Origin of the sequence: Thioclava sp. GXIMD4215 (genome assembly GCF_045291555.1) — a bacterium.
Lineage (GTDB): Bacteria > Pseudomonadota > Alphaproteobacteria > Rhodobacterales > Rhodobacteraceae > Thioclava > Thioclava litoralis.
This window is the reverse complement of sequence record NZ_CP149515.1, coordinates 1,517,998-1,531,546: the sequence shown is the minus strand read 5'-3', so window position 1 is coordinate 1,531,546 and position 13,549 is coordinate 1,517,998. Positions and strand designations below refer to the sequence as shown.

Annotated in this window: 13 protein-coding genes; 3 read left to right on the top strand and 10 right to left on the bottom strand. The window is 64.1% G+C overall.

The annotated features are described in order from the left end of the window. Positions 1 to 67: 67 nt before the first annotated feature. The 5 genes from WDB86_RS07560 to smc all read right to left on the bottom strand — a co-directional run bounded on the left by WDB86_RS07560 (position 68) and on the right by smc (position 6,569). Positions 68 to 1,234 carry a GNAT family N-acetyltransferase gene (locus tag WDB86_RS07560; protein WP_406735614.1) on the bottom strand — a complete coding sequence of 389 codons (1,167 nt, stop codon included), beginning with the start codon at positions 1,232 to 1,234 and terminating at the stop codon, positions 68 to 70. Positions 1,235 to 1,279: 45 nt separating this feature from the next. Then, complete coding sequence (locus WDB86_RS07555) at positions 1,280 to 2,047, bottom strand: glycerophosphodiester phosphodiesterase family protein (RefSeq protein ID WP_406735613.1); 768 nt, start codon at positions 2,045 to 2,047, stop codon at positions 1,280 to 1,282. Beyond that, positions 2,040 to 2,504 carry a RidA family protein gene (locus tag WDB86_RS07550; protein ID WP_339109087.1) on the bottom strand — a complete coding sequence of 155 codons (465 nt, stop codon included), beginning with the start codon at positions 2,502 to 2,504 and terminating at the stop codon, positions 2,040 to 2,042. The genes WDB86_RS07555 and WDB86_RS07550 overlap by 8 nt, the downstream gene beginning before the upstream one ends. Positions 2,505 to 2,622: 118 nt before the next feature. Then, positions 2,623 to 3,090: a YbjN domain-containing protein gene (locus WDB86_RS07545; RefSeq protein WP_406735612.1), complete on the bottom strand. Its 468-nt coding sequence runs from the start codon at positions 3,088 to 3,090 to the stop codon at positions 2,623 to 2,625. A 20-nt stretch (positions 3,091 to 3,110) separates the two neighbouring features. Next, complete coding sequence (gene smc / locus WDB86_RS07540; RefSeq protein WP_406735611.1) at positions 3,111 to 6,569, bottom strand: chromosome segregation protein SMC; 3,459 nt, start codon at positions 6,567 to 6,569, stop codon at positions 3,111 to 3,113. Positions 6,570 to 6,842: 273 nt separating this feature from the next. Here smc and WDB86_RS07535 point away from each other — a divergent pair, with 273 nt between their 5' ends. After that, the gene (locus WDB86_RS07535) at positions 6,843 to 7,199 is read left to right on the top strand and encodes a CidA/LrgA family protein (protein ID WP_406735610.1); all 357 of its coding nucleotides are present in this window, start codon (positions 6,843 to 6,845) and stop codon (positions 7,197 to 7,199) included. Further along, positions 7,196 to 7,912 (top strand): LrgB family protein, encoded by a 717-nt coding sequence (locus tag WDB86_RS07530; RefSeq protein WP_339109091.1) that lies wholly within the window; start codon positions 7,196 to 7,198, stop codon positions 7,910 to 7,912. The genes WDB86_RS07535 and WDB86_RS07530 overlap by 4 nt, the downstream gene beginning before the upstream one ends. A gap of 97 nt (positions 7,913 to 8,009) precedes the next feature. Here WDB86_RS07530 and rnhA read toward each other — a convergent pair whose 3' ends face one another. The 4 genes from rnhA to trpS form a co-directional block, all read right to left on the bottom strand. Further along, positions 8,010 to 8,468, bottom strand: coding sequence for a ribonuclease HI (gene rnhA, locus WDB86_RS07525; protein WP_339109092.1), 459 nt, complete (start codon positions 8,466 to 8,468; stop codon positions 8,010 to 8,012). A gap of 54 nt (positions 8,469 to 8,522) precedes the next feature. Then, positions 8,523 to 8,957: a hypothetical protein gene (locus WDB86_RS07520; RefSeq protein ID WP_406735609.1), complete on the bottom strand. Its 435-nt coding sequence runs from the start codon at positions 8,955 to 8,957 to the stop codon at positions 8,523 to 8,525. Continuing rightward, on the bottom strand, positions 8,957 to 9,904 hold the full coding sequence (ispH, locus tag WDB86_RS07515) for a 4-hydroxy-3-methylbut-2-enyl diphosphate reductase (protein WP_339109094.1): 948 nt from the start codon (positions 9,902 to 9,904) through the stop codon (positions 8,957 to 8,959). Before ispH ends, WDB86_RS07520 begins: the two co-directional genes overlap by 1 nt. A gap of 146 nt (positions 9,905 to 10,050) precedes the next feature. Beyond that, positions 10,051 to 11,103: a tryptophan--tRNA ligase gene (trpS, locus tag WDB86_RS07510; protein WP_406735608.1), complete on the bottom strand. Its 1,053-nt coding sequence runs from the start codon at positions 11,101 to 11,103 to the stop codon at positions 10,051 to 10,053. A 168-nt stretch (positions 11,104 to 11,271) separates the two neighbouring features. On the opposite strand from trpS, the gene WDB86_RS07505 reads away from it, so the two are divergent. Next, entirely contained in the window at positions 11,272 to 11,955 is a 684-nt protein-coding gene (locus WDB86_RS07505) for a rhomboid family intramembrane serine protease (RefSeq protein ID WP_339109096.1), read from the top strand. A gap of 33 nt (positions 11,956 to 11,988) precedes the next feature. Here the strand turns inward: WDB86_RS07505 and murJ are convergent, their stop codons facing one another. Further along, positions 11,989 to 13,536, bottom strand: coding sequence for a murein biosynthesis integral membrane protein MurJ (gene murJ, locus WDB86_RS07500; protein WP_339109097.1), 1,548 nt, complete (start codon positions 13,534 to 13,536; stop codon positions 11,989 to 11,991). Positions 13,537 to 13,549: the final 13 nt, after the last annotated feature.

The window sequence follows — 13,549 nt, the reverse complement described above, 5'->3', positions numbered from 1 at the left end:
CTATCTGTGCGCGGCATTGGTTTATGCAGGCCTTCTGCGCGGCGGATAGAGGCAGGCCAAGCAGACTTCAACCCTTGCTCCGGAAGGGCCCCATCTCGGTCATGACCTCGACATCCTCGTCGATTGCCGCGCGTTCAGCCTCCAGATAGTCCGAAATCGCGTGGCGCAAACCCGGGTGGGTGATCCAATGCGCCGAATGGGTGATATGGGGCAGATATCCGCGCGCCAGTTTGTGTTCGCCCTGCGCGCCCGCTTCCACGCGCGCCAGCCCGTGGGCCAGCGCGTAATCCACCGCTTGGTGGTAGCATAGCTCGAAATGCAGATAGGGGTGATCCTCGATACAGCCCCAATAGCGGCCATAAAGACAATCGCGCCCGATCAGATTAAGCGCGCCCGCAATGGGGCGGCCTTCGCGCAGCGCCAGCACCAGAAGCACATCCTCGCGCATCTCGTGCAGCGCGTCGAAAAAGGCCCGCGTCAGATAGGGGGTGCCCCATTTGCGCGCGCCTGTGTCCTGATAGAAGGTCCAGAAGGCATCCCAATGCTCCGGGCGGATGTCATCGCCTGTCAGCTGCCGGATCTCGCCGCCAAAGCCCTGAGCGCGGGCGCGTTCCTTTTTCAGCGCCTTGCGTTTGCGCGAGGAGAGCTGCGCAAGGAAGGCGTCGAAATCGGCATAGCCCTGATTGTAGAAATGGAATTGCTGGCCGTGGCGGTGCAGATAGCCCGCGCCCTCGGCCAGATCGGCCTCATCTTCAAGGCAGAAAGTCATATGAACCGAGGACAGCCCGTTATTTTCCGCCACCTGCGCCATGCCCGCCAGAAGGGCGGCGCGGCCTGTCTCGGCGTGATCCGGTGCGGTTAACAGCCGCCTGCCCGTGCAGGGCGTGAAGGGCACCGCGCATTGTAGTTTGGGGTAATATTGCCCGCCCGCGCGCTCAAAAGCATCCGCCCAGCCGTGGTCAAAGACATATTCGCCCTGACTATGGGATTTGACGTAAAGCGGCGCCACGCCCAGCACCGATCCGCCCGCGCGGGCCACAATGGGGCGCGGGTCCCAGCCGGTGCCGCGCCCGACCGACCCCGAGGCCTCAAGCGCCGAAAGGAAGCGATGCGTGGTGAAAGGGTCATAAGCGCGCCCGCCGTCGCGGGTTTCAGGACAGGCGCAGCTATCCCACAAAGCGGGGTCGATGGCCGAGACGCCCTCGGCCAGTTCCAGTTCAATCTGATCGGTCATCGCAGGCTCCTGTCGGAGCCGATGATGACCGGATCACGCTGCAGGTCAAGCGTCGGGCAGGGCCGAGGCATAGCCCTCGAAGGTCACGTTTTCGGCAATCTCGCGGGCCTTGGCTTCCTCTGCTCCGCTGCGGATCGTCCAGCACAGGATATGCGCGCCCTCGGCCTTCAGGGCAGCAACCCGCGCCATGCCGAGGTCTTTCCAGTGGTGCGAGATAAAGCAGGCTCCCACACGGTCATAATCGGCGATCCCGCGCAAGCGGACGCGCTGGTCCTCGCTCAGGGTGGGGAAATCTTCGGCCGACCATTCGGCATAGGTGGTCAGCCCGACCGCCACAGCGGGGGCTGCCGCATGGAACAGGGCGATGGAGGCGGGGTTGAACCCCATCACGGCGACCGGCCCCTGATACCTTGCAAGCGCCTCTGCCGCGGCCTGTTCCAGCGGGCCAAGCCCCGCCCCGTCGGGGTCATCCTGATTTTTGATCTCGACCAGAAGCGGCACCTGTCCTGCCACCAGATCCAGCACTTCGGCAAATGTCGGGATGCCCTCATCGGCATCACGCAGACAGATGGCCTGCAACTCGGCGGCACTGCGGGCATGCAGCGGGCCGGTCGCGTCGGTCAGGCGGTCCAGAGAATAGTCATGGAAGACCATCGCCACGCCATCTGCCGAAAGCTGCAGGTCGATCTCTATGCCATAGCCCGCCGCGATGGCGGCACGAATGGCGGCCAGGCTGTTTTCGGGGCGGCCCTTTGTGCGGTCATGAAAGGCCCGATGCGCGATGGGCAGGCTGAGGAAGCGCGGGTCAAGCATCTGCGATCTCGAAGACGGCGTCGATCTCTACGGCCACACCCAGCGGCAGGGCGGGCGTGGCGACCGCCGAACGGGCGTGGCGGCCCGCATCACCGAAGACCTCGACCATCAGGTCGGAGCAGCCATTCACCACTTTGGGTTGGTCGATGAACTCTGCGGTGGAATTGACGAAACCGCCGAGTTTGACCACGCGGGTGATGCGGTCCAGATCGCCAAGCGCGGCTTTCGCCTGCGCAATCAGCGCCAGCCCGCACAGGCGCGCGGCGGCAGCGCCTTCGGCCACATCCATCGTTTCGCCCAGACGGCCCGTGACCAGACCTTCGGCGCTGGCCGAGATCTGTCCCGAGACATAAAGCTGGTTTCCGGTGATCACATAGGGCACGTAATTCGCTGCAGGCGCGGGGGCGGCGGGCAGGGTAATGTTCAGGTCGGACAGGCGGGTTTCGATTTTCGACATGGGGTCCTCATGATGCGCGCAAAAAGCGTGCACCGGACGCTAGGCGCGCATGGATGCGGGCGCAAGGGGAATGCACCCGCCGCGCGCCCTTTCATGGACCTGTCATGCAGGCAGGCGCTTACCAGTCGATGAAATGCTCGAAATCGCGGGTGATGGCCTTCCACAGGTCCAGCGAGACATCGAAATTCTTCTCGTTCACGCCATCGCCATCCAGATTGATGTCCATCTCGAGGAAGGGGTCGCCCTCGTCATCAAGATAGGCACGTCCGAAGCGGTTATTGCGGTTCCATTCGTTGATCATGGTCGCGCTCATCGGCTGGTCCAGATCGTAGCCGGTCGAGAACTGGATGGTCCGGCAGTTGGTATTGCCACGGCAGCCGTAGAAATAGACCGAGAAATGCGTGCCGTTGATCCGGCTGTCCAGCATCGGATCACCCGAGTCATCCGTGCCCTGCGTGACCGGCAGGCCATATGCTTCGAGGAAGGCGGAAACCGTGCTGGGTTTGGCCGTGACCGCCGCGGCCTGAACCGTCGCGGCGCTGGCCAGAAGGCCCATACAGGCAAGAGGAAGAAGAAACTGTTTCATGTGGGTCCTTATGGTCCGTCTCAGGCGACCATTGCTTCGGCTTTTTTCAGATCGACCGATACCAGCTGGCTTACACCCTGTTCCTGCATTGTCACACCGAAAAGACGGTCCATGCGGCTCATGGTCACGGCATGGTGGGTGATGATCAGAAAGCGGGTATCGGTGCGGCGGGTCATCTCGTCCAAGAGGTCGCAGAAGCGGGTGACATTGGCGTCATCCAGCGGCGCATCGACCTCGTCGAGCACACAGATCGGCGCGGGGTTCGCCATGAAGACGGCAAAGATCAGCGCCATCGCGGTCAGTGTCTGCTCGCCCCCCGACAGAAGCGACAGCGTCGACAGTTTCTTGCCCGGCGGCTGGCACATGATCTCTAGGCCCGCTTCCAGCGGGTCGTCGGATTCCACCAGCGCGAGACGCGCATCGCCGCCCGAGAAGAGGTGGGTGAACAGCTGACGGAAGTTCTGGTTGACCTGCTCGAAAGCGGCCAGCAGACGCTCGCGCCCCTCGCGGTTCAGCCCGTTGATGCCGCCGCGCAGCTTGGCGATGGCATCCTCCAGATCGCCCTTCTCGGTGAACAGCGTGTCATGTTCTTCCTGAATGCTTCGCGCGTCTTCCTCGGCGCGCAGGTTGACCGCCCCCAAAGCATCGCGGTCACGTTTCAGATCGGCCACCGCCTTCTCAAGCTTCGAAATCGTGGGCATATCCTCGGGCGCGATCTCCAGCGATTTCAGCAGGCTCTCGGGGGCCATATCCATCTCGTCGCTGATCCAGTCCACCGCCAGCGTCAGCGCCTCACGCGCCGATTCCACGCGGGTTTCGGCCCGCGCCCGCGCTTCGCGGATTTCCGACGCCTGTTTTTCCGTCTCGCGTTCGACGGTCTGGGCGGTGCGCAGGCGGGTTTCGGCATCCTGTAGCGCAGTCGAGGCCTTGGATTTGCGCGCCTCTGCCTCCTGGATCTGTTCGCGCAGCTCGTCGCGGCGTTCGTTAAGCTCTTCGGGCAGGGCCATGGCCTCTTCCAGTTCTTCCATCGCCTCGGCGCGGCGGTCGGCCAGTTCGGCGCCATGGCGTTCGGCGGTGGCAAGGCGGGTCTTCCAGCCCGCAAGCTGCTCGGTGATTTCCGTCTGGCGGCGCGCGCGGGCCTCGCCTTCGCGGCGGACCTCATCCTGCGCCGAGCGCCGCGTGAGCATGGTCATCCGCGCAGCCTCGACCGTGATCTTCACCTGATCCACCTCTTGGCGGGCCTTGGACAGAGCGGGCAGGGCGTTGATTGCGGCCTGCGCTTCCGCAAGCGCCTCACGGGCGGCGTGGGCTTCCTCGCCATGGCGGCCCTCGGCCTGACGCGCGGCTTCAAGGCGGCCTTCAGTGACCGAGCGGTCGGCCTCGGCCTTCGACATCTGGCGCTGCGCCTCGCCCATGCGGCGGTCGGCTTCGCGGCGGGCGTCGCGCGCACGGGTATAGGCCAGATTGGCATCGGCCAGCTTCTGCTTGAGCTGTTCATGGTTGCGCACGGCGGATTGCGCGGCGGCCTCGGCTTCGGCCAGATCGGCGCGCAGATCGCTTAGGCGGTTTTGCTGGCGCAGACGTTGCGCGGCGGCAGAGGGCGCATCTTCGGCGCCCGCGCGCAGCCCGTCCCAGCGCCAGAGGTCGCCCGCAAGCGTCACGATCCGCTGGCCGGGGCGCAGGTCCTGATGCAGGCGGTCGCCCTGATCCCATGTCTCCACAACGCCGATCTGCGACAGACGGCGGGCCAGAGCCTCGGGCGCCTGCACATAATCGGCCAGCGTCGGCACGCCCGCGGGAAGGGCGGGGGCATCGCCAAGGGGCGGCAGGGTCAACCAGCCCGAGCCCGCATTGCCCGCCGCCTCGGGGGCGTTGAGGTCATCGGACAGAGCCGCCCCCAAGGCCGCTTCATAGCCCTTGGAAACCGTAATGCTGTCAAGGATTTGCGGACCCGACATGGCCTCGCGGTCCAAAAGGCGCGTCAGGGCGCTGACCTCGGATTTCAGCGCGGTGATCACCCCTTCGGCCTCGGCGCGGGCCTCGCGGGCCTCGCCTTCGCGTGTCTCAAGGGTGGCGCGCAGGTCCTCGGCCCCATGCAGCGCCTCTTCGGCCTGATCGGCCATATCGGTGGCCTCGGCAGCAGCCTCGCGGGCGGCCTCCATCCGGTCATTGACCTCGGCCAGCGCCTCTTCGGCCTCGGCGGCATTGACGCGGGCGGCGGCGGCCGCGCGGTCGAAACGCTCGGTTGCGGCCTGACTATCGGCCAGCTGGCGTTCGGCGGACTGGTGGCGGGCTGCCAACTGGGCCACATCACCCGTCAGCTGGTCAAGGATCTCTTCGCGGTCACGGGCAACTTCGGCGGCCTCAGAAGCGGCCTCTTCGGCAGCGGCCAGCGCATCCTCATGGCCCGCGCTGTCACGGGTGATCTGGCGCAGCTCGTATTCCAGCCGCTCCAAAGTCTCGCCCGCATCGCGGTTCAGGCCGGTCTCGCGCTCCATATCGCGGTCGATCTGGGCAATCCGGCCCTTGAGCATCTCGATCTGGGTGCGGGCCTGCGCTTCCTGCTGCGACAGCTGGTCCTGCGACAGAACAAGCCGCTGTAGAATGGCGGTGGCAACCGTGTCTTCCTCGCGCAGGGGCGGCAGGATCTCTTCGAGATTGGCACGCAGCTCGGCGCTGTCACGGGCGGCGCGTTCGGCCACACCCGCATTGGCGATGATGGCGCTGAGAGCCTTTTCGGCCTCTTGGCGGGTCTCATCGGCCTCAAGCCAGCGCCGGTACAGCAGCATCCCCTCGGAGCGGCGCAATTCCTCGCCAATCTGGCGGTATTTCGCGGCCTGACGCGCCTGACGGGCAAGGCTGTTCAGCTGGGAGGCCAGCTGGTCGATCACATCATCGACGCGCTCGAGATTGGCCTCGGTGGCCTTCAGCCGCAGCTCTGCCTCATGGCGGCGCTGATAAAGGCCGGAAATCCCTGCGGCCTCTTCCAGAATGCGGCGGCGGGCCTTGGGTTTGGCGTTGATCAGCTCGTTGATCTGGCCCTGACGCACAAGTGCGGGCGAATGCGCCCCCGTGGAGGCATCGGCAAAGAGCATCTGCACATCGCGGGCGCGCACATCCTTGGTGTTGACCTTATAGGCAGAGCCCACATCGCGGGTGATGCGGCGGGTGATCTCAAGAAGATCGCTGTCGTTAAAGCCCGAGGGCGCGAGGCGTTCTTCATTGTCGATCTGCAGCACGACCTCGGCAAAGTTACGTGCCCCGCGCGAAGAGGTGCCTGCAAAGATCACATCCTCCATGCCACCGCCGCGCATCGCCGAGGGGCGGTTTTCCCCCATCACCCAGCGCAGCGCCTCAAGCAGGTTCGACTTGCCGCAGCCATTGGGGCCGACAACCCCCGTCAGCCCGTCCTGAATGACCAGATCGGTGGGGTCGACGAAGCTTTTGAAGCCGTTCAGACGCAAGCGGGTGAAACGCAAGGGCACCATTCCTTCTACAGGATGCGCGAAGCGCGCAGATATCTTGGCCCCCGAGGGCACCGGATAAGGCCGCCTTTTCCCAGCCGATCTGTCATGTGTCAATTCAAAGACACAGTCGCGCGCGGGGAAAGGCCGATTTATCCCCAGATTATCGCATTTATCGCAAGTCTGTGTATTGCTTCGGAGGTCATTGCCTTGTGGAGCGTTGGTCACAGTGCCATAGCTGACGCATCGGGAGGACATCTTTTTACGGTTTCGGGTGCCGGAGGGATCATGGTCGCTGCCTTTGCTTTCATCTTGTTATTCCAACTTCTGGGCGAGGTCATCTCGCGCGGGGTGGGGCTACCTTTGCCGGGACCGGTTCTGGGCATGATCTTCATGCTGCTGGGGCTGTTTGCCTCGGCACGGCTGCGCGAGCTGGTGCAGCCGACGGCCAAGGGGCTGCTGTCGCATCTGTCGCTTCTCTTCGTGCCGGTCGGGGTGGGGGTGGTGGCGCATCTTCACACGCTGACAAGCCACGGGCTTGCGCTGGGGCTGTCGCTGTTCGGGTCGACCGCGCTGGCGCTGATGGCGGGGGCTGCGGCCTTTGCCATTACGCTGCGCCTCACCAAGGGAGGGCGCGGCAAATGAGGGATGCTTTCACGATCTGGTCCTATCTCGCCTCGCAGCCGCTTCTGTGGCTTTGTGCGACGCTTTTTGCCTATTGGGCGGGAGATGCGATTTTCCGTGCGTCGGGGCGGAAGCCCTGGGCCAATCCGGTTGCCCTTGCGGTGCTGTTTCTGGGGGTGCTGCTGACGCTGACCAACACGCCCTATGACCAGTATTTCGAGGGCGCGCAATTCGTGCATTTCATGCTGGGTCCGGCGACGGTCTGCCTCGCGGTGCCGCTTTATGCCAATCGCGGCGAGATCAAGCGGACATGGCTGCCGATCACGGTGGGGCTTGTGGTTGGCAGTGCCACGGCGGTGATCTCTGCGCTGAGCATTGCCTGGGCATTGGGGGCCGATCACAGCCTGCTGGCCACGCTGGCACCGAAATCGGCCACCGCGCCTGTGGCAATCGGCATCAGTGAGAGCCTCGGAGGCGAGCCGACGCTGACGGCGGCGCTGGTGCTGCTGACGGGGATGATCGGGGCGATTATCGTGTCGCCTTTGCTGAACCTGATCGGCGTGCGCGACTGGCGCGCGCGGGGGCTTGCGACAGGGGTTGCGGCCCACGGGATCGGCACAGCGCGGGCCTTTCAGGTGCATGAGCAGGCGGGGGCATTTGCCTCGATCGGGATGGGGCTGAATGCGATCCTGACCGCGATCATCGCACCTTTGGTGATGGGCTGGTTTTTCTGAACCAAGCGGCGCGCCGACCCTGCGGGCCGGCGCAAGAGTTTCTTACGGCGCAGGCCTTTGGAGGGCCTGCGCGGCGCCTTTGGCCGCTGTTTGCGCGTTATTTCGACGGTTTGAACGGGGCCATGCCGGAGCGGGCCAATTCGTCGGCGCGTTCGTTTTCGGGGTGGCCTGCGTGGCCCTTGATCCATTCCCATGTGACATCATGGCGGGCCTGGGCCTCATCCAGCCGTTGCCAGAGGTCGACGTTTTTCACGGGCTTTTTGGCGGCGGTTTTCCAGCCGTTGCGTTTCCACCCAAAGATCCAGCCGGTGACCCCGTTTTTGACATAGGCGCTATCGGTGACGATGGTGATTTTAGAGGGCCGCGCGAGGGTTTCCAGCGCCGAGATCGCCGCCAGAAGTTCCATGCGGTTATTGGTGGTGTCCGCTTCGCCGCCTTCGAGTGTGCGTTCCTTGACGATGGTCTCGCCGTCTTTGGCCAGAAGCAGGACCCCCCAGCCACCGGGGCCGGGATTGCCGGAGCAGGCTCCGTCGGTATAGGCGAATAGGTCGGGCATGGGGGTCTCCTTTGCGGCTTGTGATAGCGGCAAGGGCTATTGTGGTCCAGAGGCTCAGGGGATCAGCGCGTAGAGACAGGCGAGGATCAGGAGGCTTTCGCCCAGACGCAGGCGGGCCCACCATTCGGGGCGGCGGTTTTTCAGGATCAGGTCGATGATGAGCGTGACCAGATGGGTGGCAAAGAGGCTTTGCATAACCGGCAGCCCTGCGCGGATCGCCGCGATTGTGGCGAAGAAGGGCAGGGTATGGGCCAGCAGGAGCGATGTGCTGGCCTGCATCTTTTGGGCTGCGCGAAAGGCCCAGAGCGCCAGCAGGATCAGCGCCCAGAAGGCGGCGAGGTCACGCGGGGTGGTGGTGATGGGCAGGGTGAGCTGCCCGTCGCGTGTGGCGATCACGGCCCAGACCAGCGGCAGGCAGGCAAGCGCCGTGACTGCCAGTGCCCTGCGCGGGATCGAGGGGCGACCGGAGTGGCTGCGCGAGGCCCGCATCAGGCGGTTTCGCGCAACACGCGGGGGACCTTGAATTCCACCCGTTCCTGCGCGGTTTCTACCTGTTCGACGGTGACATCATAGCGGTCGCGGAAGGCGTCGATGACCTCGTTGATCAGCACCTCGGGGGCCGAGGCCCCTGCGGTGATGCCGATGGAGGAGATGCCTTCGAGTGCGCGCCAGTCGATATCGGTGGCACGTTGGACAAGCTGGCTGTAGCTGCAGCCCTCGGAGGAGCCGACCTCGACCAGACGGCGCGAGTTCGAGGAATTGGGCGCGCCGATCACCAGAAGCGCGTCGATTTTCGGCGCGATGGCTTTGACGGCGGCCTGACGGTTGGTGGTGGCGTAGCAGATGTCTTCCTTGGCGGGGCCGACGATCTTGGGGAAGCGTTTTTGCAGGGCCGCCACGATGCCTGCGGTGTCATCCACCGAGAGCGTGGTCTGGGTGATGAAGGCCAGTGCCTCTGGGTCGCGCGGCGTCAGATGGGGGACGTCGGCTTCGGTCTCGACCAGCAGGACCTCGCCCTCGGGGAGCTGGCCCATCGTGCCCAGAACCTCGGGATGGCCTGCATGGCCGATCATGATCATCTGTAGGCCTGCTGCATGGTGACGCTCGGCCTCGATATGGACCTTGGAGACCAGCGGGCAGGTGGCATCGACATAGACCATCTCGCGGCGGGCGGCCTCGGCGGGCACGGCTTTGGGGACGCCATGAGCCGAGAAAATCACGGGGCGGTCATCGGGGCATTCATCGAGCTCCTCGACAAAGACCGCGCCCTTGTCGCGCAGGCTGTCGACGACGAATTTATTATGGACGATCTCATGGCGGACATAGACCGGCGCGCCCCATTTTTCCAAGGCCATTTCCACGATCTTGATGGCGCGGTCCACGCCTGCGCAGAAGCCACGGGGGGCTGCGAGATAGAGGTTGAGCGGCTGTTTCATGGGGGGTCCTCTGGGGGGTGTCCTTTGGCCTGATGGCGTGAAGGTAGGCAGGATGGGGGTCTGTGCCAAGGGGGTGCGGATTTCGGGGGCATCGAGCCCCCGAAATCCGCTGTCAGGGGCCGGTGCGGCCCCCGACGGGTAGGCGATCAGCGCGAGCGCACCATGCCCATGATGTCATAGGTTTTCTCGACGATCGGGCGGGCGATGGCATCAGCCTGTTCCGCGCCTTTGCCAAGGATGCGGTCGATCTCGGTCACGTCATCCATCAGGCGTTTCATCTCGGCGGAGATCGGTGCCAGCTTGTCGACCGCCAGATCGGCCAGAGCCGGTTTGAAATCGCCAAAGCCCTTGCCTGCGAATTCGGCCACGACCTGTGCGGACGTCATATCCGCAAGCGCTGCGTAGATATTCACCAGATTGCGGGCTTCGGGGCGTTCGCTGAGGCCATCGACGGTTTCCGGCAGCGGCTCGGCATCGGTGCGGGCCTTGCGGAACTTCTTGGCGATCGTGTCGGCGTCATCGGTCAGGTTGATGCGGCTTGCATCCGAGGGGTCGGATTTCGACATTTTCTTCGACCCGTCACGCAGGCTCATGACGCGGGTGGCCGCGCCCTCGATCAGCGGTTCGGGTTCGGGGAAGAAATCCACACCGAAGTCATGGTTGAACTTATTGGCGATATCGCGGGTCAGCTCGACATGCTGCTTCTGGTCCTCGCCCACCGGCACCATGGTCGCGTGATAGAGCAGGATATCGGCGGCCATCAGCGCGGGATAGGCGTAAAGACCCAGCGAGGCTTTCTCGGCATTCTTGCCCGCTTTGTCCTTGAACTGGGTCATCCGGTTCATCCAGCCCAGACGCGCGGTGCAGTTGAAAAGCCATGCCAGCTCGGCATGCGCACCCACTTGGGACTGGTTGAAGAGGATGGATTTCGACGGATCAACGCCCGAGGCGATGAAGGCGGCAGCCGCCTCGCGGGTCTGGCGGCGCAGCGCCTCGGGGTCCTGCCAGACGGTGATTGCATGCATATCCACCAGACAGTAGATCGTCTCGATCCCCTCGTCCTGCTTTTGGGCAAAGCGCTTGAGGGCCCCAAGATAGTTGCCCAGCGTCAGATTGCCGGACGGCTGGATGCCGGAGAAGATCCGCGGCTTGAAATTTGCATTTGGAGTAACGGGCGGGGTTACGGTCGTATCGCTCATCTGCGGCTCCCCTGCATGCAGGCTGGTAATATCGTCCTTGCTCGCTTATCCCCAAATGCGGCGGGGATCAATGTCTGGCCCGGCTCTATATCGGTTCCCGGCCCTTTCTTGGTTGAACGGGCGGCCTTTGCGCCCCATATCGGCGCCACCCAATACGAAGGATCCTCTATGCGCTCCGGTTACACTGAAGGCCCGCTTAACAAATTACCGCCTATCGTCTGGTTGCTGGCGGCCCCCATCATCATCGGCGAGCTGATGTTCGGGCTGGGGCAGGCGGGGCTGTTCCAGAACGGTATCGTCTGGCGGCCCGAAGCCTTGCAACGTTTTGCCTACGACCCGAACCTGATGCGGGCGATGATGGAGGCGGGCGTGCATCCGTGGAAGCAGATGGCGCGGGTGGTGACCTATCCCTTTGTGCATGGCAGCTTTACCCATGCCGCCTTCGTGCTGGTGTTCATTCTGGCACTTGGCAAAATGGTGGGCGAGGTGTTCCGTGGCTGGGCCGTGGCGGTGGTGTTCTTTGCCTCGTCCATTCTGGCGGCGCTGATCTATACCGCGCTGCCCTTCACCCAGAGCGCGCTTTATGGCGGCTATCCGGCGGCCTATGGGCTGATCGGGGCGTTCAGCTTTATCCAATGGACCTATCTCGGCCATACCCGTGGCAACCGGATGCAGGCCTTCCAGCTGATCGGGTTCCTGATGGGCATCCAGCTGCTGTTCAGCGTGATTTTCGGCGGCACCGACCAGTGGATCGCCGATCTGGCGGGGTTCATCGTGGGCTTTCTGGTCAGCTTCCTTGTCTCGCCCGGTGGCTGGGGGCGGGTGCTCGCGAAGCTGCGCAACCGTCGCTGAAGCAAACGGCGCCCTGCGGGGCGCCGTTTCTGTTTATTTCCGGCGACGGCGCAGATTGGCCTTGAACTCCGCCAGCCCGAAGACCCCGAGCGCGAAGGCGGTCAGGAAATAGACCACGATCCCCGAACCGCAGAGAAGCCCGAGCGCGCCCCAGCGGGCGCCGCGATCTGCCAGCGTCGGCGCGAGCCAGTCGGCGGTATAGCGAAGCTGCACGCCCATCACCGCGCAGGCGATCGCGATCCGCCACAGGCGCTTCCAGAAGCGCGCATCAGGGCGGGCCGAGAGGCCCATATTGCGTGCGCCCCACCAGAGTTGGGCCAGCATGACCCAGCCGGAAATCGTGGTGCCCAAAGCCGCTGCCGAAAAGCCGATCAGGGGCATCAACCCGATGGCGGCACCGGCATTCACCATCATCGAGACCAGCGCATAATAGAAGGGACGGCGGGTGTCCTCACGGGCATAGAAGACCGGTTGCAGCACTTTTTGCAGCACGAAAGCCGGTAGACCTACGCCATAGATCGCCAGAACCAGCGCCGTGGCGACGGTGTCTTCGGCGCGCCATGCGCCACGGTCATAAAGCACCGAAATCAGTTGCGGCGCGATCACCACCAGCGCCACTGCCGAAGGCAGCGTGAGAAACAGCGCGAATTCCGCCCCGCGTGAAAAGCTCTCGCGGCCCTCGGCTTCCTCGCCTGCGCGCAGATGGCGCGAGAGGGTGGGCAAGAGCACGGTGCCGATGGCGATGCCCACGACGCCCAGAGGCAACTGGTAGAGACGGTCGGCATAGCTCAGCCATGCCACAGCCCCTTCGGTGAAAGAGGCCACCTGACGCCCCACCAGCAGGTTGATCTGCACCACGCCGCCCGCCAGCACCGCAGGGCCTGCAATGATCAGCAGGCGCTTGAGTTCCGGTGTCATGCGCGGGCGACCGGGCAAAAGCGTGTAGCCGAGCTTATGGGCGGCAACCCATGCGAAGGCGAATTGCACGACCCCCGTGGCGGGCACCGTCCATGCCAGCGTCGTACCCATATCCCAGCCCGCCTGATTGGCCGCCAGCATGGCAAGGATGAACATGACATTCATCAGGATCGGCACGATAGAGGCTTCGGTGAATTTCCCGAACGTGTTGAGAATGCCCGATAAAAGCGCCACCAGCGACACGAAGAGGATATAGACGAAAGTGATCCGCCCGAAATCGACCGCCATATCGAAGCGCGCATCGCCCACAAAGCCCGCCGCCATCGCCCAGACCAGCCACGGCATCGCCATCGTACCGAGGATGGTAAACAGAAACAGCACGCCGAACAGCCCCTTGAAGGCATCGCGGGCCAAGCCATGCGGGTCTTCGCCCGCCTCGACGCGCTTTGCGAACATCGGCACGAACGCCATGTTGAACGCCCCTTCCGCGAAGAAGCGGCGGAACATATTGGGGAGCGAAAACGCCACCATGAAGGCTTCGGCCACCGGTCCGGTGCCCAGATAGGCCGCCATCATCATATCGCGCACAAAGCCCAGAACGCGGCTGCCCAGCGTCCATAGCCCCACCGTCAGGAAGCCCCTGACCAGCCGTCCTGCCTTCATCGCATGGCCTTCA

Bases quoted from the DNA above. Each gene is read 5' to 3' on its own strand.
- WDB86_RS07560 (WP_406735614.1), bottom strand. From the start codon at position 1,234: ATGACCGATCAGATTGAACTGGAACTGGCCGAGGGCGTCTCGGCCATC.
- WDB86_RS07555 (WP_406735613.1), bottom strand. From the start codon at position 2,047: ATGCTTGACCCGCGCTTCCTCAGCCTGCCCATCGCGCATCGGGCCTTT.
- WDB86_RS07550 (WP_339109087.1), bottom strand. From the start codon at position 2,504: ATGTCGAAAATCGAAACCCGCCTGTCCGACCTGAACATTACCCTGCCC.
- WDB86_RS07545 (WP_406735612.1), bottom strand. From the start codon at position 3,090: ATGAAACAGTTTCTTCTTCCTCTTGCCTGTATGGGCCTTCTGGCCAGC.
- WDB86_RS07535 (WP_406735610.1), top strand. From the start codon at position 6,843: ATGGTCGCTGCCTTTGCTTTCATCTTGTTATTCCAACTTCTGGGCGAG.
- WDB86_RS07530 (WP_339109091.1), top strand. From the start codon at position 7,196: ATGAGGGATGCTTTCACGATCTGGTCCTATCTCGCCTCGCAGCCGCTT.
- rnhA (WP_339109092.1), bottom strand. From the start codon at position 8,468: ATGCCCGACCTATTCGCCTATACCGACGGAGCCTGCTCCGGCAATCCC.
- WDB86_RS07520 (WP_406735609.1), bottom strand. From the start codon at position 8,957: ATGCGGGCCTCGCGCAGCCACTCCGGTCGCCCCTCGATCCCGCGCAGG.
- ispH (WP_339109094.1), bottom strand. From the start codon at position 9,904: ATGAAACAGCCGCTCAACCTCTATCTCGCAGCCCCCCGTGGCTTCTGC.
- trpS (WP_406735608.1), bottom strand. From the start codon at position 11,103: ATGAGCGATACGACCGTAACCCCGCCCGTTACTCCAAATGCAAATTTC.
- WDB86_RS07505 (WP_339109096.1), top strand. From the start codon at position 11,272: ATGCGCTCCGGTTACACTGAAGGCCCGCTTAACAAATTACCGCCTATC.
- murJ (WP_339109097.1), bottom strand. From the start codon at position 13,536: ATGAAGGCAGGACGGCTGGTCAGGGGCTTCCTGACGGTGGGGCTATGG.